Source organism: Janthinobacterium sp. 64, from assembly GCF_002813325.1.
In the GTDB taxonomy this organism is placed as follows: Bacteria; Pseudomonadota; Gammaproteobacteria; order Burkholderiales; family Burkholderiaceae_D; genus Janthinobacterium.
The window spans coordinates 592,528-611,954 of sequence record NZ_PHUG01000001.1; the positions used below are offsets into that span (position 1 = coordinate 592,528).

Genomic DNA, 19,427 nt, shown 5'->3' on the forward strand with positions numbered 1-19,427 from the left:
CCTGCTCAAGGATGGGCCGTCAGGCTGATGTGCCAGTGGCTCAGGTGTCCCTTCTCGATGTGCACTTTGATCGGCTTGTTCCACTCGCCGGCGCCGGGGATCTTGTCGGCCGGCGCGGCGGAAAAACGCCCGTCGACGAGGGCCAGCTTGACGAAGCTGGGGCCGATGTAGATGACGCGCGTGCTGGCCGGCGCCGCTTCCTGGGCCAGCATGGCGCGGTTCGCCGCGATCCACGCCAGCAGGGTGGCCAGTTTCGGCTTTTGCGCGGGGTTGGCCGCCACTTCCGCCTTCGCGGCATTGATCAGCTGCTGAATGGCGGCGCCATCGTTCTGGCCGCCCAGCGCGTCCGTGTAGCCGCCCGCGCCGTCCGCGTAGCGCAAATCGATCTGCTGGCCGTCGCTGTGGCCGCTGTGGCCGAGGATGGAACGGCCCGTTGCCGTCTGCGTCACGTGCTGGCCGCTGATGTCGTCGAAGCGGTAGGGCTTGCCCGCCAGCCAGGCGATGGCCAGGCGTGTGGCCCACGAATCGCCGCCCGCATCGCGCGTGCCGTAGCGCCGCGCCGCCAGCGCCGCCTCGTCGTTGGCCAGGTACAGGGGGGTGTAGGCCGTGTCGCCCTTGAACTCCACTTGCCCCCCTTCGGCAGGGTCGGAGCTGGCATCGACATTGTCGATGCTGCCTTTCAGTCGCAGCGTGACGACGGCCTTCTTGTCGAGCTTGGCGCCGGCAAAGGCGGGCAGCACCAGGCTGGGGAATTTCACTGTGCCGGCAGTCTTGGTATTCGTCTGGGACAATAAATTCTCCGTGCTGAAGGCGGGATCGCCGCCGCCCGACGAGATGCCGATGTTGACTTCCGTAATCGTCGCCGCCGCTGGCGTGTAGTGCAATTCCAGCGGCAAGGTGTGCGTGGCCGTGGCCGCGCCTTGCGAGACGGATACATACGGCCCCGCCAGATTGCCCGTCAGCTTGATCGGCTGCAGCACGGGATGGGCGGCCTGGTTCGGCGAGCTGAACTTCGCCTGCGTCACCTTCAAACCCTTGCACGCGAGGCTCAGTTCCACCGTCGTCACGGTGGCCAGGGCGCTGTCGCCGATATTCGTGGCGCTGACGTTGCCGCCCAGGCTCAACGCCCCCTCCTTGGTTTGCTTGCTGACGTCGACGCATTCCGTCCTGACGATGCTGCCCTGCGTGTAGTGCGTCTGGTTGACGGCGCCCGTGGCGGCCAGGTTGACCCCTGGCAGCCCCGTCACGGCGTACGACCAGGTATCGTTGTACTGGCTTTGCGCCGTCGTGTAGACGGGGTACTCGGCCGTGCTGACGGTGATTTTCACGCCCACGTTTTTCGTGCCTTTTGGCACCGTGAAGCTGACGGGCGTGGTGATGGTCTGGTTTTGCGCGGCCGCCGTGGCCGTGAAGGTCTTGCTGTCCACGTCATCCTGCGGCGTGACGTCGCCGGCGGCACGGGATCTGGCGGGCACCTCGCGCACGGGTGGCCCGGCGCCATCCTGCGTGACGCTGCCGGCGGTATAGGTCTGCGCCGTGGCGCGCAGGGCCAGGCCGGCCCCGTACGGGTAGACGATGCCGACATTGACATTGCTGCTGTTCTCAAACACGACGGCGCTGACGCTGACCACGTTCGGGTGGACGAGGTCGTTCAAGGTCAGCTGGTAGGTATCGGGCAGCACGCCATCGAAGTGGAAAGCGCCCGTGGCGTCGACCACGGCCACCTGGCGCTGGTGGTGGTTGTAGCCAGCCAATAACATCTTCTTGCCGGCCAACCCCGTGGCATTGCCGCCTGCCGGCGTGCGCAACTGTCCTTGCAGCACGATGCCGGACTTGATGACGATCAAGGCATAGCTGGCCGTGAATTCGCCATCCTGCGAGACGACATTGAGGTTCAGGTCATAGCTGCCGTTGGGCAAGGATGCCAGCAGTTGCTGCATGGCCGTGGCGCTGATGCTGAAGGTGCCGCTGGCCGCATCGAACGTCCAGTAGGGCTTGAGGCTGATGGTCAGGCCATTAGGGACCGACAGCAGGCCGTCGCTGTCGTCCTGCAGCGCCATCGGGGCCGCGCCCATCAGGCGGAACGCCAGGGCGCCCGGCTGCAGGCGGTTGTTCGGCCCCAGTCCCGTGATGGCCAGCACGGGCGCGGTGGCGGGCAGGTTGCCATCGTCGTCCGCTTCCACATAGGTCTCCACGGCCGTGGGCAGTGCCGTCTGGATCAGCAGGTCCAGGGTGGTGGTCTTGCCGCCCTTGCCGAGGGAAAATTGCGCATGCTGGTCCACGCCCGTGTCGCCGGGCGTGGAAAAGCGCAGGCTGCCGTCCTGCAGCAGCACGTCCGTGACGGCGCCGCTGACCTTGACGCTGTCGGCGCCGTCCGTCAAACCCAGCTCGGCCAGCGACAGCGTCACCACTTGCGCGGGCCGCACGGGGTCGAGGACGATGCCGGCGCCGGTGCTGAAGGTCCACGTCAGACCGGCGCTCTGGAAGGGGATGTTGCGCTCGATGCGTACGGTGATGGTGTCGGTGGGCGTGACGGTGGCGCCCGCGCCGATGTTGCCGGCCAGCACCTCGCCATCGATGATGGTGCTGCCCGCCGGGGCGCTGGCCAGCACGGCTTGCACATTACTGGCCGTCTCGCCGCCATTGTTGCGGATGTGCACGCGATAGGTGTAGTCCCAGGCCGTGCGGCTGACGCGCTGCTCGGCCACTTTTTCCAGCAAGGTCACTTCCAGGTCTCCGGCGGCCTGGGCGGTGGTGCTGGTCGCGGCGGCGGCCAGCATGACCTTTGGCGCGGGTGCTTGCGTGGGATCGTTCGGCCCGCCGCAGGCGCACAGGCCCATTGCCAGCCCTGTGGCCAGCGCGGCGCACGCCAGTTGCCGGCGCCGCAGGCAGGCCATGGCCAGTATGCCCGCCAGCAACAGCCATGGGGTGGAGGGCAGGGCGACGGCGGCCGGCTGCGTGATGCCCGCCTCGAGCTCGATGAAGGAGACAGGGTCGAGGATGGAAAACGGCTGGGCGCCGGGGCTGCCCGCGCCCAGGTAATCGAAGGTGACGGAAAAGCCCGTGGCCGTGCCGCCGGGCGCGATGCCGCCGGCCAGCACCAGCGCGTCGAGGTAGCCGTCGCCTGGAATGGCTGGGTCTGGCTGCACCAGCAGCACGTCCCAGCCTGGCAGCGTGGAGATGCTGTGCAGGTTGGCGTACTGGCCCACGCTGAAGAACAAGGTAAATTCGGCGATGGGTACGGCCAGCGTGGTATTGCTGACCGTATAGTCGTAGCGCCACTGCGTGCCGCCCAGCGATGTTGCCGTGTAGCCAATGCTGGTGGCGTGCGCGGCAGACATCGCGCACAGCAGCAGCGCCAGCAGCGCCTGTTTGATGAAGCTCATGATCGTTCCCCTGTTGACTGGCGCCAAGCGTGCCCAGGCATGAGGCCAAGCAGGAAGCGTTCCCGTAAAAATTATGCTGTAAAAACAAGGGCTTGACTGATGCGGGCGGGAGCCGGTGTCAAATCTTCCGACACGGGACCTTATTGCTGAGCTTGTCAGCGCTGTCCTACCCGTCTTGTCGAAACTGTCTGATTGTATGCCTTGCGGAAACACGCGATGATCGTGTCCATGCTGCAACAATCAACCAGTCCGATGGAGTATGCGATGTCCAAGCCAGCCAAGCCCAGTCATTTGAACAAGCCGTTCCTGCTGATCTGCCTGTTCACCGTCTCAACCCTGGCGGCAACCTGGATGACTGCGGGCGAGGCGCAGAACAGCGATGCCGTACCGGCCCCCGTTGCCCGCGATGTGGGCCATGGCGCCTTGCCCATCTGCGGCAGCGATGCTCTTACACTGTCGGCACAGTGCCAGCGCCAGCCCGCGCGCCAGGCTTGACGCCAGCCTTCAGCCGCTGCTGCAGCAAGGCCAGCACGGCCGCTTCCTCCGGCGCCAGCGCCGGCAGCTCTTCCCGTAACCGTTCCCGCGCCCGCGCGCGCATGCCTTCCCATAAACTGCCATCCAGATACGATTCCAGCACGGCCGGGTGCACATAGCACTTGCGGCAGATCGTCGGCGTGTTGCCCAGCTTCTTAGCCACGGACTCGATCGCCTGCACGATGTTTTTCTTCGCTTGCGCATCGGAATCGACCTGTTCGAACGCCTGCAGGGCCAGCGCGGCCAGCAGGGTGCCGGACCAGGTGCGGAAATCCTTGGCCGTGTAGTCTTCGCCCGTTACCTCGCGCAGATAATCGTTGACGTCGCCCGAATCGACGCCATGGCGCGCGCCATCCTCATCGACATATTGAAACAGTTCCTGCCCCGGCAGTTCGCGCATGCGCTGCAGCACTGTGGCCAGGCGCCGGTCGCTGAGGCGGATAGCGTGGCGCACGCCGCTCTTGCCCTTGAAGTGGAAGGCCACGGCGCTGCCGTCGACCTGCACGTGGCGCGTGCGCAGGGTGGTCAGGCCGAACGATTTGTTGGCGCGCGCGTATTCTTCATTGCCGATGCGCATCATCGTCAATTCCAGCAGATGCACGATGGTGGCCAGCACTTTTTCACGGGGCAAACCGGGCAACTGCATGCCGCGCGCGACGGCGGCGCGGATGGCGGGCAGGGCGCGGCCAAAGCTGAGCATGCGCTCGTATTTCACTTCGTCGCGCACCTGGCGCCAGCGGGCATGGTAGCGGTACTGTTTTCGGCCGCGCGCATCGCGTCCCGTCGCCTGCAGGTGGCCGTTGGCGTGCGGGCAGATCCACACGTCCGTCCAGGCCGGTGGAATGGCCAGTGCCTTGATGCGCGCCAGGGTGGTGGCATCGCGCACGATATGGCCGTCCCCGTCGCGGTAGCGGAATTTGCCGGGCTTGCCCAAGCGGGCGATGCCGCGTTGATGGTCGCCCGTGTAGCGCAGGCCGGCCGCGCGTGCCGTGGTGGTGGCGGATATTTCCATGGCGAGAGCTTACCTTGCACGCCGCGCACCCGGCGCGCCGTTATGCTAAGGTGCGCATTCGTAACGCCGTGCGCGGCAGACAGGAGCAGCAGATGTTTGGCAGAAAAAAGAATCTGGAAGAAGACCACGCCCCCCAAGCCGACAAGCAGTATGAAAAGAAATACACGGATGACAGCTTCTGGGACAAGGTCGTCAAGTTCGCCAAGACGGCGGGACGCGAAGTCATCGAAAAAGCCCTGTGGCTGTACTACGCGGCGCAGCAGCCGAATACGCCGCTGTGGGCCAAGACGGCCATCTATGGCGCGCTCGGCTATTTCATTTCGCCCATCGATGCGATTCCCGACATCACGCCCGTGGTCGGCTATGCGGATGACCTGGCCGTGCTGGCGGCGGCCGTCGCCACGGTCGCCACCTACATCACGGCCGACGTCAAGGAACGGGCCGCCGAGAAATTGCGCGGCTGGTTCGGCGCCTAGCCAGCAGGAGCGGGCTGGCCCGGCTGGCCCGCTTGTCCCTTGACGGCGTTGCGGTATCTGGCCCTGGCCTCGGCCCGCTTGACCGCCTCGCTGGCGATGTTCTGCGCCTTGATGCGGGCTTTTTCACTCTTGCTGCGCTGTTGCGCCACGTCCTTGTTGCCGATGCGGTTCGTCATGCTGGTCTCCTCGTTGAGTGTCAAGTCTGACCAGCACAGCATACTTTCTTGCTTGTACGCTACCGTGCGCCCGCTCACACAAGGCGCATGCCTACCTCGCTTGCGCGCCGCTGCCCCCATGCGCGAGCAGGCGCAGCACGACTTCTTTCTGAAATGAACGAAATTCCTTGTCGGCGCTGACGTTGGCAAAAGCCAGCACGGCCGTCCTGCTGGCGCGGTCGACGCAGACGACGGACGCGGCGCCCGGGTCGCCGCCGCTGTGCGTGGCCAGCGGCTTGCCGTCGACATCGCGCAGCAGCCACACCAGCGCTTGCCGCACGGACGAATCGGCAGGCACGACGGGGGCCGTCTGCGGGGCAAAAAACAATTGCAGGGTGGCATCTTGCAGGTAGCGGTGGCCATCGACCCGGCCGCCATTGCTGAAAATGGCCAGGAAACGCGCAAAGTCATGCGCCGAGCTGCGCAGCAAGCCGGCCGGCCAGTCCGGATAGCCGACGGGCGGCAGCACTTGCAGGCCCGGTTCCTTGTGCGCGTACGGCTGGGCGACGACGGCGCGCCGCGGCAAGCCGGCCAAATTCCAGGCCGTGCTGTCCATGCCCAGCGGTTCGAACAGGTGCTCTTGCGCAAAGGCGTCGAGCCCATCGGGGTTCAGCCGGCCCACCAGATAGCCGAGCAGGGCAATACCGACATTGCTGTAGCGCCATTCCGTGCCGGGCCGTGCCGCAAACGACACATCCGCGTCATACCAGGCGCCGCCGCGCGACAGATAGCCCTTGACGAAGTCGCGCAGCGGCAATCGCGGGTCGCCCTGCACGGCAAACGCCGTCGTCTTGTCGTACACGGCATCGGAAATGCCCGAGGTGTGATTGAGCAAATGGCGAAAGGTGATGGGCACGTCGGGAAACTTCGGATGCATGAGCGGGAAATCTAGATAGGCCGCCACCTTGTCGTCGAGCTGGAAGGCGCCCTGTTCCAGCAGCATCATGACGGCCGTGGCCGTGACGAGCTTGCTGACGGAGGCGACATGGAACACCGTGTTGGCATCGGCCTTTTTGCCGCCCTGGATATCGGCCCAGCCATAGCCGCGCGCGAAGATGGTCTGTTCGCCCCGCACCACGGCCACGCTCATGCCCGGCGTTTCCGTGCGGGCCAGGCCATCGCGCATGAAGCCGTCAAATTCCGTTTCCCACGCCAGCCTGGCCGGATCGGTGGCGCAGCCCGTTTGCAGCAGGGCCAGTGAGACGCCCAGTCCCAGCACGCTTCTTCGTTTCATCGCTTCTTTCTTTTGCCATTTTTAATGATCTTAACAATATTTTCGCCCGTCATAGGGGCAATTGACAAAACATTGCTTTACAGCAATGGCAAAGGGGGCTGGCCGGTGCCTATTTGCACCCGTTATTTGCGCCAGTAGCGTTCCAGCAAAGGCTTGACCGTCAGGCCGTGCGCGACGATGGAGACGATGACGACAACCAGGGTGATGTCGGCCAGTTCGCGCGCCAGGGGGCGCGGCAAGCCGTGCGCGATGGCATAGCTGAGGTAGTACAGCGAGCCGATGCCGCGCACGCCGAACCATGCGGCCAGGCCCCGCAGGCGCACGCTGGTGCCCGAAGCCAGCAAGCCGAGCATCACGCTGGCCGGGCGCGCCACCAGCAGCAGGAACAGCGCCACGCTCCACGCCTGCCAGCTCCAGGCGGCGGCCGTGACGGCGCCACCGAGCAGCAGCACCAGGGTCAGTTCGGACAGGCGTTCCAGGTGTTCCTTGAAGACGAGCGATTCGCCGCTGACGGTCAGCGGCTTCTCGCTGTCGTGCGGCTTGGCGGCGGACACGGCATGGGTGTCCTCGGCCTGCAGCAAGCCTTGCCGGTCTTTCGGTGCGCCGGCCAGCCGCAGTTCCGTCTGGCGCAGGGCCACGCCGGCAAAGAACACGGCCAGAAAGCCCCACGCGTGCAGCCATGCGGCCACGCCATACACGAGCGCGATCAAGCCCAGCGCCGCCAGGTCGTCCAGCATGGCGTGTTTCGGTTCCTTGGCCCGCACCTGCCAGCCCAGCCAGGCCAGCAGCGCCCCGCCGGCCGCGCCCAGGGCGATGGCGCCCGCGCTGGCCCAGACCAGATCGCGCCACAGCCAGGTGGCGCCGTGCGGCCCCAGTTCATGCAGGCCCAGCAAGCCCAGGCCCAGCATGACGAAAGGAAAGCCGCTGCCATCGTTCATGCCCGCCTCGCTGGTCAGGATGAAGCGCAACTGCTCGCTGTCGCCCGCATGGCGCAGCTGCACGTCGGTGGCCAGCACGGGGTCGGTGGGCGCGAGGATGGCGCCCAGCAGCACGCCCGCGCCCAGGGGCAAGCCCAGCACCAGGCACGCAAAGGCCGCCACCAGGGCAACGGAAATGGCCATCGACAGCCACGCCAGGCGCAGTGGCGGCAGCCAGCGCGCCAGGCTGAACGGCACGGGCATCTTGACGCCGGCGGAAAACAGCGAGATGAGGACGGCGATTTCCGTCAGGGTTTCCAGCAGGGGCGCCTGCCGCACCAGGTCGAAGGCAAACAGGCCGAGGAACATGGGCCCTAGCAGCAGGCCCACGCCCAGGTAAGCCATGGCCGAAGTCAATGGCAGGCGCGCGATGCCGTCGGCGCCCAGGCCGCGCGCCAGCATCAGGCAGCCGATCAGGATGAACCAGGCGGTGGTGCTCATGCGCCTTATTCTAGCGGCGCACGGGCCAGGGCAGCGCGCCGCAGGTTTTTCAGGCTTTGTGCAGCGACACGCTGTCGTTCTGCGCCTGCATCGTGTGCAGTTCGATGGGGTCGTGGGTGGAGCGCAAGCGGGGCAGGCCGTGCGGGTAGTGGGTGGTGATGAAGGCCAGCATCTGCTCGCGCACGAGGCAGCGCAGTTCGAAGGCCAGGCCCGAATCTGCCGCGCTGATCAGAAAGCGCACGCGCACGGCCCGCTCGTTCGAATCCGTCGCCTGCACCGTGCAGACGCGGCCATCCCATTGCGTGGCGGACTCGCAGATGCGCGCCAGTTCCGCCCGCAGCGGTTCGAGCGGGATGCTGAAATCGAGCCACAGGAACACCGTGCCCAGCAGTGTGGACGAGCTGTGGGTCCAGTTTTCGAACGGATTTTCAATGAACCATTGCAGCGGCACGATCAGGCGCCGCTCGTCCCACACGCGCACGACCACATACGTGCCCTTGATTTCCTCGACCTTGCCCCATTCGCCATTGACGATCAGCACGTCATCGATGCGGATCGGTTGCGAAAACGCAATTTGCAGCCCAGCAATGAAATTGCCGAGCACGGGACGGGCAGCGATACCGGCCACCAGGCCCGCCACACCGGCCGAGGCCAGCAGGCTGGCGCCGATCTGCCGCGCGCCGGGCAGGGTCAGCAGCACGAAGGCCAGGCCCAGGATGACCACGATGGCGTGCGCGCTGCGCGTGAGCACGCGGGCCTGGGTGATCAGGCGGCGCGCGCGCAGGTTGTCGGCCACATCGACGGGATTGACTTCGGAAATCGTGATGGAGAGGGCCTGGATGCATTGCATGGCCAGCCAGGTCAGCGCGATGATCAGCGCCACGCTGGCCATGTGCGACATGGCGACCAGGCCAGGCGTGTCGTCGGGCGCGCCGGCCAGCACCATGCGCAGGCCGAAGACGATCACGCACAGTTGGCTGGCGCGGAAGGCCACGCGCGTGGCGTTGGTGGTGAACGGGCGGCCATTGGCCAGTCTTTTTAGCAAGCCGATGCCGGCCCGGTGCACGCCGATGGCGACCACGGTGACGAGCAGGGCGGAAACGAGCACGGTCAGCGCCGAGCGCAGCGGGCCTCCCATCAGCGAGTGGAACGTGCTGAGATCCATAGGCGAAAACTCCTTGTGTATTGGTGAAATGGATGTCGGAAGCGGGTATTTTACGGGCAGATGGCGTAACGGGGGCGTGCGTTGCCGTACGGATAAGACTTGCGTCAAGGTGGATACTGGACGAAATTGCTGCGCTGCGCCATGCCACGTTGACGTTTCAATACGCAAAGCAAGCGGGCGTCGCCGCAATGGAAACATAGTCATACTTGCCATGCTTTTTGTTTTTGCAAAGGAAAACGATGATAGTACGATCACTCCGAATGTCCTTGCGCTTCATCCTGCCGCTGGCCCTGGTGCTGGGACTGTTTGCTTATATCGTGGTACCCCTGCTCGACAACATCACCCTGCGCTGGTATGTGCGCGATCTCGACAGCCGGGCGGAATTGCTCGCTGGAACCCTCCGGCCCTCGCTCACCGAATACCTGCCCGCGCAAGACGCCACCCGCGTCAAAGAACTATTCCAGGGCGCCACGCGCGACGAACGCCTGATCGCCATCGGCTTTTGCGACAACGCGGGCCACTTGCTGTACCAGTCCGCGCAATACCCCGCTTCCATCGGTTGCTGGAGCACGCCTGCCACGGGCGGCTTGTACAAATCCCTGGCGCAATTACCGCAAGGCCAGGTCCACATCAGCGAAACGCCCGTGATGCAGGACGCATCGCAGCTGGGCCGTCTGGTGCTGGTGCAGGACATGAGCTTTGTCGAGCGCCGCAATACCGATACCAAACGTTTTATCTTTGCCTTCCTGGCCGTGCTGGCCGTGCTGATTTCCCTGATGACCGTGTTCGTTGCGCACCTGAGCTGGCGCGGCTGGCTGGCGGCCGTCAAGGATATTTTACGGGGCGAGTTGCTGCCGAAAAGTAATGGCGCAGTGGCCGCCGCCGCACCCGCCGCCGTACCCGCGCCGCCGCCGGAAATGCAGCCGCTGATCGGCGACTTGCGTGAATTGCTGCAGGAATACCACCTGGAACGCCAGGGCGATAACGGCTGGTCGTCCGACTGGACGCCGGACAAGCTGCGCGCCTTGCTGGAAGCGGACTTGCAGGGCGACCAGGTGCTCGTCGTGTCGAACCGCGAACCGTACATCCACACCAAAACGGAAGAGGGGATAGCGGTGCAGCGCCCGGCCAGCGGCCTGGTGACGGCCGTGGAAGCTGTGATGCGCGCGTGCTCCGGCACGTGGATCGCACATGGCGCCGGTTCCGCCGACCGCGAGACGGTCGATAAGCTCGATCACGTGCCCGTGCCGCCCGACAACCCCAGCTATACCTTGCGCCGCGTCTGGCTGACGGATGAGGAAGAGCAGGGTTACTATTATGGCTTCGCCAATGAAGGCATGTGGCCGCTGTGCCATATCGCCCACGTGCGCCCCGTGTTCCGCTCGTCCGACTGGGAGCAGTATGTGAAAGTCAACCGGCGCTTTGCCGACGCCGTGATCGCCGAAGCGAAGGCGGACAACCCCGTCGTGCTGGTGCAGGATTACCACTTTGCCTTGCTGCCGCGCATGGTGCGCGAAGCCTTGCCGAAGGCGACGATTATTACTTTCTGGCATATACCCTGGCCGAACTCGGAATCGTTCGGCATTTGCCCATGGCGGGAAGAAATCCTCGACGGCTTGCTGGGCAGCACGATTCTTGGCTTCCACACGCCATTTCACCGCAAGAATTTCCTTGAAACGGTGGACCGCTACCTGGAAACGCGCATCGAGCCAGAGGCTTCCACGATTTCCTACGGCGGCGAGATGACGCAGGTCGAGGATTATCCGATTTCCATCGCGTGGCCGGACGACAATCCGGACCAGCCCGACGTGGCCACCTGCCGTGCGCAAATCCGCAGCGAACTGGGCGTATCTGCCGACCACTTGCTGGGCATCGGCGTGGACCGCCTCGATTATACGAAAGGCATCGTCGAGCGCTTCCAGGCCGTCGAGCGCATGCTGGAACAGCAGCCCGGCATGGTGGGCAACTTTACTTTCGTGCAAATCGCCGCCCCCAGCCGCGCTTCGCTTGACGAATATCAAAGTTTCGACGCCCGGGTGCGCAAGATGGTCGAGCGCATCAACCGCCGCTTCGGCAGCGGCAACTATGTGCCCATCTTGCTGAAAGCCGAGCACCATGGCCAGGACGACTTGCAGCGCTATTTCCGCGCTTCCGAGGTGTGCATGGTGACGAGCTTGCATGACGGCATGAATCTGGTGGCCAAGGAATTCATCGCCGCGCGCGACGACGAGCTGGGCGTGCTGGTGCTGAGCCAGTTCACGGGCGCCGCGCGCGAGCTGCATGAAGCGCTGATCATCAACCCCTACCACATCGAGCAGGGCGCCGATGCGTTGTACCGTGCCCTCGTGATGCCGCCCGTGGAGCAGCGCGAGCGCATGAAGAGCATGCGGGCGAGAGTCAAACATTTCAATGTCTACCGCTGGGCGGGGCGCATGCTGCTCGATGCCGCCCGTCTGCGCCAGCGCGACAAGGTCATGACGAAGATCGATGCCCACAGCCGCATCAAGCGGCGCAAGGGGCTCTGATGACGCAGACTCTTGACGATAGCGCGGCCTTGCTGCAACTGCTCAGTGCGCCCGGCACAGCCGTCTTCCTCGACTTCGACGGCACCCTGGTCGACCTGGCGCCCACGCCTGACGGCGTGCGCCTGGAAGCGGGCGTGGTCGACGCGCTGATGCTGCTGGCGCGCTGGCATGGCGGCGCGCTGGCCCTCATTTCCGGGCGTCCCATCGCCCAGATCGATGCCATGCTGGCGCCCTTGACCCTGCCCGTGGCCGGCGTGCACGGCGTGGAGCGGCGTGGCGCCGATGGCCAGTTTCACGTGGCGGCCACGCCCGATGTATCTCCCATGCTGGCGCGCGCGCAGGCGCTGGCGGCAATATATCCCGGCTTGCTGGTGGAACACAAGCGCGGCGCCGTGGCCCTGCATTACCGGCTGGCGCCGGAACTGGAACAGCTGTGCTTGCAGGAAATGACGGCAGCCGTGCAAGCGTGCCCGGGGGTATTGCTGTTGCATGGCAAAATGGTTCTGGAAGCCAAGCCGGCCGCCACGGACAAGGGTGGCGCCATCGCCGCCTTCATGGCCGAGGCTCCATTCAAGGGCCGCCGGCCCGTGTTCGCGGGCGATGACACCACCGACGAGGCAGGCTTTGCCTTTGTACAACAAGCAGGCGGGCAGGGCGTGAAAGTGGGCAAGGGCCCCAGCGCCGCCACCCTGCGCCTGGCCAGCCCGGGCGCCTTGCGCACGGCGCTGCTGGCCGCGTCCCTATCCCCAGAAGGAGCAGATGATGACAACTGATGACATTCCCGGCGGCGCGCCCGCGCAAGCGTCCCTCAACTGCGGCGTGGTGGGCAATTGCGCCTTCAGCGCCCTGATCGACCAGGCAGGGCAAGTCGTCTGGTCGTGCCTGCCCCGTTTCGATGGCGACCCCGTCTTCAACGGCTTGCTGGACGCGACGGAAAACGGCAGCGTCTGGGCCATCGACATCGAGAATTTCGCCCGCAGCGAGCAATTTTACGAGCCGAACACGGCCGTGCTGCGCACGCGCCTGTACGATACGCAGGGGCGCGGCGTGGAAATCACGGATTTCGCGCCCCGATTCCTCAGCCGCGACCGCATGTTCCGCCCGCTGATGCTGATCCGCCGCGTGCGCCCGCTCGACCACGCCGTGCGCATCCGCGTGCGCCTGCGCCCCCGCTACGACTGGGGCAGGCTGGCGCCGCAAATCACGCAGGGCAGCCACCACATCCGCTATGTGGGGCCGGAACAGACCTTGCGCCTGAACACGGATGTTTCGCTGAACTATGTATTGAGCGAAACGTATTTCGTGCTGGGAGGCACGGCCAACTTCCTGCTGGGCCCCGACGAAACCCTGGCCGGCGGCATCGACGAGACGGCGCGCATCTTCGAAAAGGAAACCATCAACTATTGGCGTACCTACACGCGCCGCCTGGCCGTGCCGCTGGAATGGCAGGACGTGGTCATCCGCGCGGCCATCACCTTGAAACTGTCTTTATATGAAGACACGGGCGCCATCATCGCCGCCATGACGACGAGCATTCCGGAAGCGCCCGGCAGCAGCCGCAACTGGGATTACCGCTATTGCTGGCTGCGCGACGCCTTCTTCGTCGTGCGCGCATTGAACAGCCTGTCGGAAGTGGGCACGATGGAAGAGTATTTGCGCTGGCTGACGAACATCGTCGCCCGCTCGAAAGGCGGCCACATCCAGCCCCTGTACGGCATCGGCCTGGAAGAGCAGTTGCCCGAATCGACGCTAGCCCACTTGCCTGGCTACCGCGGCAACGGTCCCGTGCGCGTGGGCAACCAGGCGCAGGAACACTTCCAGCACGATGTCTACGGCAATATCGTGCTGGGCGCGGCGCAGGCTTTCCTCGACCACCGTTTGTTCCACCGGGCGGGAAAAGCCGAGTTCGCCGCGCTGGAAGCCGTGGGCGACCAGGCCTTCAAACTGCACGCGGAACCGGACGCGGGCATGTGGGAGCTGCGCACGCGCGCCAGGGTCCATACCTCGTCCATGCTGATGAGCTGGGCCGCCTGCGACCGCCTGGCGAAAGTGGCGCATAAGCTGGGCTTGCCTGACCGCGCCGACCACTGGAACAGCCGCGCCGTGCTGATCCGCGAGCGCCTGCTGCGCGAAGCGTGGAGCGAGGAGCGCCAGGCCTTCGCGGAAAGCCTGGGCGGGCGCGACCTCGACGCGTCCGTCCTGCTGATGGCGGAAGTCAACTTCATCGACCCCATGGACCCCCGTTTCATCGCGACAGTCGACGCGCTGGAAGCGTCGCTGTGCGACGGCCCCTACATGCGCCGCTACGAAGCGCCCGACGACTTTGGCAAGCCCGAGACCGCCTTCAACATCTGCACCTTCTGGCGCATCGACGCCCTGGCGCGCATCGGCAGGAAAGACGAAGCGCGCAAAATCTTCGAGACCATGCTGCTGGCGCGCAACCACCTGGGCTTGCTGTCGGAAGACACGCATCCCGTGACGGGCGAAATGTGGGGGAACTTTCCGCAGACGTATTCGATGGTGGGACTCATCAACTGCGCGGTCAGGTTGTCGGCGCCTTGGGATAGCGCTGTTTAAGTGCGGGCCTGGATCGCAGGCCTGAGAAAATGTCCAGGGCTGCGTTGCTTGGGCTTGCCGTACATTCGTACTGTCTGCGCCCGCGCGCCTTGCCCTGGGCATTTTTCAGGCCCGCTGGGCCCGAGGTGCCCGGGCTGGAGACTCGGGCCTTGGTTTGTTTTGCCATGGGAAATTTTGGAAAAACAGAGAAATCAGAGGCTTATGTCTGGACATTGCAGGGAAATGGCCGTCGAATCGCGCGTGTCCGTGATCCGCGCCGTGACGGGCTCGTTGTAGACGGTGTTGTAGTCGAGCACGAACGGTTCATGGTCCCACGACGTGACGGCGCCCGTGAGGCCTGCCACGATGAGGAAAAGGGCGATGGTGAGACCGGCCCAGCGGTGTATGACAGTCCAGAAAGCGCGCATGCGGTACAAACCTTCAACATGAAACCGGCTTGTTGCCGCCAGCAGGCGCCATGGCGGCGCACAGGGAACGCCAGGCATGGGCCTGGTATTCAGGCGTTTGTCCAGCGCCATTGGCGTTGGCCCGGGGCAAACCGCGCATGCTAAGATGTTGCTGGCAATAAGTTAATTTGCATTCCTGCTCGCCATGCGCCAGCTCGAAGTGCTGCGCCTGGAGCAACTGGACGACCCGCAGCTACGCTGGGCACGGGACGTGCTGGGCCGGCAAGTGGGCCACATGACGCACCTGGTCGACGATTTGACGGAAGTGTCGCGCATCACGCGGGGGCGCCTGGAGTTGCGCCGCGATTATGTCGTGGGCGATACGCGATTTACCAGGTGGATGGCAAGTATGATCTGGCGGCGAAGGCGGCAGATGCGGCAGATGCAGGGCAAGCGGGAAACAAATGCTTGAAACCCGGGTGTGCGATGAAGCTCAGGCCCGCTCGGGGACGACGCGGCCGTCAGCGGCATTGGATGGAAAGACATGGAACAATTGACAGAACTTGAAAACGCCGTTTTCCAGTTGCGCATGGGATTTGGGCATGCCGACCGCTGCGTGGACTGGGCCGTGGAGCGTTTGCGCCTGGACCAGGAAGGTGACGACCTCGAGGTCGTGCTGCTGGCCAGCGCCCGGGGGCGTGATGAGGCGCTGGCGCTGGCCGAGGTGATCATCGCGCGCTACCGGGGCGCGCAGCGGCTTGACGAGCAGTTCTTGGCCGGCAAATACATCGTCGAACTGCGCGCCGCCTATCTCGCAGGGCGGGAAAGCGCGTCGTCGCTCGATGCCATCCTGACCCGCTTGTACCCGGCGCTAGCTTATCCCGACTGGCTGGTCATGCTTAGCCGTAATTGCGAATATGCGACGGATGTGCCGAATTTCGGGCAGCCGTTCGAGGATGAATTTCACTATATCGCCAGCCTGTGGGCGCAGGCGGAGAGCCTGGCCGCGTTTGAGCGTGCATACCGCCGACAGACCTCCAATGAACATGACATCAGGTAAAGTGCGAATGATCGACAACAAAGTGCTGCATGCGCTGGGACTCAGCGCAACCATGCTGCGTCATCTCGATGGCGATAGCGTTGTGGCGCCATTCGACTACCTTTGCCAGGAGGCGCGCGCGTGGCGTGCCTCGGCCATTGCCGGGCGCGGCATCGTGGCCTTGTGGGAATGCGGCATGGTGCTCGATTACTTCAATCGCGCCAACGGCCGCTTCGAGCGCTGCAGCCTGTAAAATATTGACGAGGTGTGGTGTAGCTACGCCTCGCTGCAAGGCTTGCTGGCCGAGCTGTTTCTTAGTGTTTACGAGGATGAGGTGGAGCGCCTGCTGGCGGAGGCGGATGATCCCGGGATCGATTATCGCCGTTGGCGTGCAGCTTTTGGGGCGAGCTGTGTGGAGTGCCCCGGGGAGTAAGCATCGCACCTCGGCGCTCGGTATGGTATTGGCCCACCGCGTCCTGCTTGGTTTCGATATGGGGGCTCGCGTGGTAGCACATTGCGAAGTTTATATGCTGGACTCGCTGGTCGTGGCAGTCAATGGTGCATGTCAGGTTGAATTGTTGGACGAGCTGCGCCGCCACCCTCTGATTCCACTGTTGAAACAACGAATTGCCAGTCTCGATGTCCATGTGTTGGCACACGCAGACCTGGCAATCTTTGAACACTATATGGGCGCCATCTCGTAACGTTGCGTCTACATGGGCCGCATTTCCCGAGAGTGGCCGCCTGAGCAGGCCGCCACTCGCTTACACCATCAAGCCGGCTGTGCGCCGCCCACATTGCGGCTGCGGTTTTCCACCAGCACGGAAATACCGAGCACGACGATGCCGCCGCAGGCCAGCATGGCGCCGACCCAGCCCGTCGAGCGCAAGCCCATGCCCATGGCGATGGCGATGCCGCCGGCCCAGGCGCCCAGCGCGTTGGCGATGTTGAAGGCGGAATGGTTGAGGGCGGCGGCCACGGTTTGCGCGTCGCCGGCCACGTCCATCAGCCGCGTCTGTACGGCGGGAGCGACGGCGATGCCGGCGCCGATGGCAAACAGGTTGATCGCCGTCAGCCAGACATTGCTGCTGGTATAAGTAAACGCGGCCAGGGCGGCCACGTTCCACAGCAGCACGCCGAAGATGGTCCACAGGCGCGAGCGGTCGGCCAGCCAGCCGCCGATCAGATTGCCCAAGGTCATGCCGACACCGATGATGGCCAGCAAGATGGAAATGACCAGGGGCGACACTTTCGTGATTTCCAGCAAGGTGGGCGTGATGAAGGTGTAGACGGCGAACATGCCGCCGAAGCCGATCGCCACCATCAGCAGGGTCAGCCACACTTGCAGGCGGCGGAACACGCCCAGCTCGCGGCGCGGGCTCGAATCGCCGGCGGCCACCATGGGCACGAAGATGCGCACCATCAGCATGGTCAGCAAGCCCAGCGCGGCGACCAGCAAAAAGGCCGAGCGCCAGCCCAGGGTCTGGCCGATATACGTGGCCAGCGGCACGCCGAAGATATTGGCGACCGTTAAACCCATCAGGACGCGGGCGACGGCCTGGCCCCGTTTGTCCGGTTCGGCCAGGGCTGCCGCCACCAGCGCCGCCACGCCAAAGTAGGCGCCATGCGGGATGCCGGCCACGAAGCGGGCCACCACCAGCAAGCCATAATTCGGGGCGATGGCGCTGAGCAAGTTACCACCAGCGAACATCAGCATCAGGCAGATCAGCATCAGGCGGCGCGGCATGCGCGCCAGGAAAATCGTGATCAGGGGCGCGCCGATGACCACGCCCAGCGCATAGGCGCTGATCATGTGGCTCATCTGCGGCAAGGTCGTGCCCAGGTCGTCGGCGACCACGGGCAGGATGCTCATGGAGGCGAATTCGCCCGTGCCGATGGCCAGGCCGCCGATGGCCAGGGCCAGGTCGGCATAGCCGGCGCCAAAAGGCGCAGTGACGCGCGGAATCAATGGGTCTACGGAGGCGTGCATATTCTTGTTAGTTGGGTAAAGAATGACAGGGTGGAGAGGCGTGCTGTGGTCCGGCCGGAAATGGCAATGCGCCACCAGAGTCGGCGGCTGGCCGGTATTTTCGGGCTATAACAACTGCCCAAGGACAACATTGTAAAAGATTCGGGCAAGCTCTGCTGGGCGACGGCTAAAATTTGCTGCACTGCACACACCGATGATGGCTCTTGTTGTTAACGATAACACGGAATGCGCGCGATTCCGTCACGGGCTCAGCGAAGAAAAGCTGGCTGTGGCGGAAATGGTATGGCTTGCGTACTGCTGTGCTAATGATTGCTGCAGGGCTTGCAGTGCCGCCATATAGGCGCGGTGGAACAGGTCCGCCGGCGAGCACTCGACTTGCAGGGCGGGCGGGGGCCTGGCACTGTGTAAATTTGCGTCCGCTGGTCGGATTTTTCGGACAACCTTGCTGGAGCAGGCCAGCGGTGTGGTCATGCCGGAGTAAAAAGACGTATAAATAAGGCAATGATCTTTCGGGAGGATTGCCATGTTCGATCTGAATGTGCCGGTGTGGGAATTGGTGGTGCGCGCCGTCATCGTCTACCTTGCCTTGCTGCTGATGGTGCGCATGACGGGCAAGCGGACGGTGGGGCAATTTACGCCGTTTGACTTGCTGGTCGTCATGCTGCTGAGCGAAGCGGTATCGAACTCGCTGTCGGGCGGCGACGATTCGATTCCTGGCGGCCTGGTGCTGGCCTTGACCCTGATCTGTCTCAACATGCTGATCGCATGGCTGAGTTCACGCAGCCGCAAGTTCGCCGATCTGGTCGATGGCAAGCCCGTGCTGCTGGGCCGCGACGGCCACATTTTCGACGATGTCGTCAAGAAATGCAGGGTGGCAGGCGGTGATGTGGAACAGGCGCTGCGCGAGGCGGACTGTTCGTTGCAGGACATGAAATGCGCATTCCTGGAAGCCGATGGCAAGATCACCATCCTGCAAAAATAAGCGGCCCGATCACATTTTCCTGCTGCGCTTCAGGTGCAGGGGCAGCCACCACCACATGCAAATGATGAGTGTGCCCATCAGTACGCAGGCGATGATGCCGGCGATGTGGCCGAACACTTCCGACATCACCAGATTGGTACCCAAAATAAACGCCAACGCCAGCGAAAAGGCGCCGCACATCATGATGCGGTCGGCCACGCGCTTGAAACGTTCGCGGTCTTGCAGGGGGCGCATCACGCGGTGCTGGATGGCTGGCGCGCTGAGCAGCACCAGGCTGGTCATGGACAGGAAAAACGTCAGCAGGAAGACGACTTTTTCCGCCTGCACGATCTTCGCGAAGCCGCCGTTGAAGGGCAGGATGATGAGGAAGGCCGTCAGCATCTGCGCACCCGGCAGCAGGATGCGCAATTCGCTGAGCAGGTCGGACAAATCGCCTTCGTCGCCTGGCTGGCCATCTTCATCCTGGTGTTGCGCGTGTGGCATGGGGC

General features: G+C 64.3%; 19 protein-coding genes and 1 pseudogene. 10 read left to right on the top strand and 10 right to left on the bottom strand.

Annotation, left to right across the window (positions count from 1 at the left end; all coding sequences use genetic code 11):
* Window positions 1-5: 5 nt before the first annotated feature.
* Window positions 6-3,386 carry a hypothetical protein gene (locus CLU91_RS02520; RefSeq protein WP_100872846.1) on the bottom strand — a complete coding sequence of 1,127 codons (3,381 nt, stop codon included), beginning with the start codon at window positions 3,384-3,386 and terminating at the stop codon, window positions 6-8.
* A 228-nt stretch (window positions 3,387-3,614) separates the two neighbouring features.
* Between CLU91_RS02520 and CLU91_RS02525 the strand changes: the two genes are divergently transcribed.
* Window positions 3,615-3,881, top strand: coding sequence for a hypothetical protein (locus CLU91_RS02525; protein ID WP_157814551.1), 267 nt, complete (start codon window positions 3,615-3,617; stop codon window positions 3,879-3,881).
* Here CLU91_RS02525 and CLU91_RS02530 read toward each other — a convergent pair.
* Window positions 3,835-4,932, bottom strand: a complete 1,098-nt coding sequence (locus tag CLU91_RS02530) for a DNA topoisomerase IB (RefSeq protein WP_100872848.1) — start codon at window positions 4,930-4,932, stop codon at window positions 3,835-3,837. The genes CLU91_RS02525 and CLU91_RS02530 overlap by 47 nt on opposite strands.
* A 92-nt stretch (window positions 4,933-5,024) precedes the next feature.
* On the opposite strand from CLU91_RS02530, the gene CLU91_RS02535 reads away from it, so the two are divergent.
* Window positions 5,025-5,408 (top strand): YkvA family protein, encoded by a 384-nt coding sequence (locus tag CLU91_RS02535; RefSeq protein ID WP_099664192.1) that lies wholly within the window; start codon window positions 5,025-5,027, stop codon window positions 5,406-5,408.
* Here the strand turns inward: CLU91_RS02535 and CLU91_RS02540 are convergent.
* The 4 genes from CLU91_RS02540 to CLU91_RS02555 form a co-directional block, all read right to left on the bottom strand.
* Window positions 5,405-5,584, bottom strand: coding sequence for a hypothetical protein (locus tag CLU91_RS02540; protein WP_100872849.1), 180 nt, complete (start codon window positions 5,582-5,584; stop codon window positions 5,405-5,407). The two genes, CLU91_RS02535 and CLU91_RS02540, sit on opposite strands and share 4 nt — an antisense overlap.
* A gap of 91 nt (window positions 5,585-5,675) precedes the next feature.
* Window positions 5,676-6,857: a serine hydrolase domain-containing protein gene (locus CLU91_RS02545; protein ID WP_100872850.1), complete on the bottom strand. Its 1,182-nt coding sequence runs from the start codon at window positions 6,855-6,857 to the stop codon at window positions 5,676-5,678.
* 122 nt (window positions 6,858-6,979) lie between these two features.
* Entirely contained in the window at window positions 6,980-8,275 is a 1,296-nt protein-coding gene (locus CLU91_RS02550) for a cation:proton antiporter (protein WP_100872851.1), read from the bottom strand.
* A gap of 49 nt (window positions 8,276-8,324) precedes the next feature.
* Window positions 8,325-9,440: a mechanosensitive ion channel family protein gene (locus CLU91_RS02555; RefSeq protein WP_100872852.1), complete on the bottom strand. Its 1,116-nt coding sequence runs from the start codon at window positions 9,438-9,440 to the stop codon at window positions 8,325-8,327.
* A gap of 260 nt (window positions 9,441-9,700) precedes the next feature.
* Here CLU91_RS02555 and CLU91_RS02560 point away from each other — a divergent pair, with 260 nt between their 5' ends.
* The 3 genes from CLU91_RS02560 to CLU91_RS02570 are packed head-to-tail and all read left to right on the top strand — an operon-like array spanning window position 9,701 to window position 14,542.
* Window positions 9,701-11,965: an alpha,alpha-trehalose-phosphate synthase (UDP-forming) gene (locus CLU91_RS02560; protein WP_100872853.1), complete on the top strand. Its 2,265-nt coding sequence runs from the start codon at window positions 9,701-9,703 to the stop codon at window positions 11,963-11,965.
* Window positions 11,965-12,738, top strand: coding sequence for a trehalose-phosphatase (gene otsB, locus CLU91_RS02565; RefSeq protein WP_100872854.1), 774 nt, complete (start codon window positions 11,965-11,967; stop codon window positions 12,736-12,738). Before CLU91_RS02560 ends, otsB begins: the two co-directional genes overlap by 1 nt.
* Entirely contained in the window at window positions 12,725-14,542 is a 1,818-nt protein-coding gene (locus CLU91_RS02570; protein ID WP_100872855.1) for a glycoside hydrolase family 15 protein, read from the top strand. Before otsB ends, CLU91_RS02570 begins: the two co-directional genes overlap by 14 nt.
* 215 nt (window positions 14,543-14,757) lie before the next feature.
* On the opposite strand, the pseudogene CLU91_RS02575 reads toward CLU91_RS02570, so the two are convergent.
* Window positions 14,758-14,949, bottom strand: a pseudogene (locus CLU91_RS02575) (PepSY domain-containing protein); the annotation flags it as partial.
* 184 nt (window positions 14,950-15,133) lie between these two features.
* Here CLU91_RS02575 and CLU91_RS02580 point away from each other — a divergent pair.
* The 4 genes from CLU91_RS02580 (at window position 15,134) to CLU91_RS02595 (ending at window position 16,671) form a co-directional block, all read left to right on the top strand.
* Entirely contained in the window at window positions 15,134-15,400 is a 267-nt protein-coding gene (locus CLU91_RS02580) for a hypothetical protein (RefSeq protein WP_100872856.1), read from the top strand.
* A 72-nt stretch (window positions 15,401-15,472) separates the two neighbouring features.
* The gene (locus tag CLU91_RS02585) at window positions 15,473-15,988 is read left to right on the top strand and encodes a hypothetical protein (protein ID WP_100872857.1); all 516 of its coding nucleotides are present in this window, start codon (window positions 15,473-15,475) and stop codon (window positions 15,986-15,988) included.
* Window positions 15,989-15,995: 7 nt separating this feature from the next.
* Window positions 15,996-16,220, top strand: a complete 225-nt coding sequence (locus tag CLU91_RS02590; protein WP_100872858.1) for a hypothetical protein — start codon at window positions 15,996-15,998, stop codon at window positions 16,218-16,220.
* Window positions 16,221-16,422: 202 nt separating this feature from the next.
* A complete protein-coding gene (locus tag CLU91_RS02595; RefSeq protein WP_157814553.1) occupies window positions 16,423-16,671 on the top strand; it encodes a hypothetical protein in 249 nt (82 codons plus the stop codon).
* A gap of 68 nt (window positions 16,672-16,739) precedes the next feature.
* On the opposite strand, the gene CLU91_RS02600 is transcribed toward CLU91_RS02595, so the two are convergent.
* Both CLU91_RS02600 and CLU91_RS27705 read right to left on the bottom strand, forming a co-directional pair.
* Entirely contained in the window at window positions 16,740-17,957 is a 1,218-nt protein-coding gene (locus CLU91_RS02600) for an MFS transporter (RefSeq protein WP_100872860.1), read from the bottom strand.
* 240 nt (window positions 17,958-18,197) lie between these two features.
* Window positions 18,198-18,482: a hypothetical protein gene (locus tag CLU91_RS27705; protein WP_157814554.1), complete on the bottom strand. Its 285-nt coding sequence runs from the start codon at window positions 18,480-18,482 to the stop codon at window positions 18,198-18,200.
* Between CLU91_RS27705 and CLU91_RS02605 the strand changes: the two genes are divergently transcribed.
* Window positions 18,481-18,939, top strand: a complete 459-nt coding sequence (locus CLU91_RS02605) for a DUF421 domain-containing protein (protein ID WP_100872861.1) — start codon at window positions 18,481-18,483, stop codon at window positions 18,937-18,939. The genes CLU91_RS27705 and CLU91_RS02605 overlap by 2 nt on opposite strands.
* Before the next feature lie 9 nt (window positions 18,940-18,948).
* Here CLU91_RS02605 and CLU91_RS02610 read toward each other — a convergent pair whose 3' ends face one another.
* A complete protein-coding gene (locus CLU91_RS02610; protein ID WP_100872862.1) occupies window positions 18,949-19,422 on the bottom strand; it encodes a DUF6328 family protein in 474 nt (157 codons plus the stop codon).
* Window positions 19,423-19,427: the final 5 nt, after the last annotated feature.

Excerpts from the sequence above, each read along its gene's own strand:
- CLU91_RS27705 (WP_157814554.1), bottom strand. The coding sequence starts at position 18,482 with ATGGCAATCCTCCCGAAAGATCATTGCCTTATTTATACGTCTTTTTAC.
- CLU91_RS02525 (WP_157814551.1), top strand. The coding sequence starts at position 3,615 with ATGCTGCAACAATCAACCAGTCCGATGGAGTATGCGATGTCCAAGCCA.
- CLU91_RS02585 (WP_100872857.1), top strand. The coding sequence starts at position 15,473 with ATGGAACAATTGACAGAACTTGAAAACGCCGTTTTCCAGTTGCGCATG.
- CLU91_RS02520 (WP_100872846.1), bottom strand. The coding sequence starts at position 3,386 with ATGAGCTTCATCAAACAGGCGCTGCTGGCGCTGCTGCTGTGCGCGATG.
- CLU91_RS02545 (WP_100872850.1), bottom strand. The coding sequence starts at position 6,857 with ATGAAACGAAGAAGCGTGCTGGGACTGGGCGTCTCACTGGCCCTGCTG.
- CLU91_RS02605 (WP_100872861.1), top strand. The coding sequence starts at position 18,481 with ATGTTCGATCTGAATGTGCCGGTGTGGGAATTGGTGGTGCGCGCCGTC.
- otsB (WP_100872854.1), top strand. The coding sequence starts at position 11,965 with ATGACGCAGACTCTTGACGATAGCGCGGCCTTGCTGCAACTGCTCAGT.
- CLU91_RS02570 (WP_100872855.1), top strand. The coding sequence starts at position 12,725 with ATGATGACAACTGATGACATTCCCGGCGGCGCGCCCGCGCAAGCGTCC.
- CLU91_RS02590 (WP_100872858.1), top strand. The coding sequence starts at position 15,996 with ATGATCGACAACAAAGTGCTGCATGCGCTGGGACTCAGCGCAACCATG.
- CLU91_RS02600 (WP_100872860.1), bottom strand. The coding sequence starts at position 17,957 with ATGCACGCCTCCGTAGACCCATTGATTCCGCGCGTCACTGCGCCTTTT.
- CLU91_RS02530 (WP_100872848.1), bottom strand. The coding sequence starts at position 4,932 with ATGGAAATATCCGCCACCACCACGGCACGCGCGGCCGGCCTGCGCTAC.
- CLU91_RS02580 (WP_100872856.1), top strand. The coding sequence starts at position 15,134 with ATGCGCCAGCTCGAAGTGCTGCGCCTGGAGCAACTGGACGACCCGCAG.
- CLU91_RS02610 (WP_100872862.1), bottom strand. The coding sequence starts at position 19,422 with ATGCCACACGCGCAACACCAGGATGAAGATGGCCAGCCAGGCGACGAA.
- CLU91_RS02555 (WP_100872852.1), bottom strand. The coding sequence starts at position 9,440 with ATGGATCTCAGCACGTTCCACTCGCTGATGGGAGGCCCGCTGCGCTCG.
- CLU91_RS02540 (WP_100872849.1), bottom strand. The coding sequence starts at position 5,584 with ATGACGAACCGCATCGGCAACAAGGACGTGGCGCAACAGCGCAGCAAG.
- CLU91_RS02560 (WP_100872853.1), top strand. The coding sequence starts at position 9,701 with ATGTCCTTGCGCTTCATCCTGCCGCTGGCCCTGGTGCTGGGACTGTTT.
- CLU91_RS02550 (WP_100872851.1), bottom strand. The coding sequence starts at position 8,275 with ATGAGCACCACCGCCTGGTTCATCCTGATCGGCTGCCTGATGCTGGCG.
- CLU91_RS02595 (WP_157814553.1), top strand. The coding sequence starts at position 16,423 with ATGGTATTGGCCCACCGCGTCCTGCTTGGTTTCGATATGGGGGCTCGC.
- CLU91_RS02535 (WP_099664192.1), top strand. The coding sequence starts at position 5,025 with ATGTTTGGCAGAAAAAAGAATCTGGAAGAAGACCACGCCCCCCAAGCC.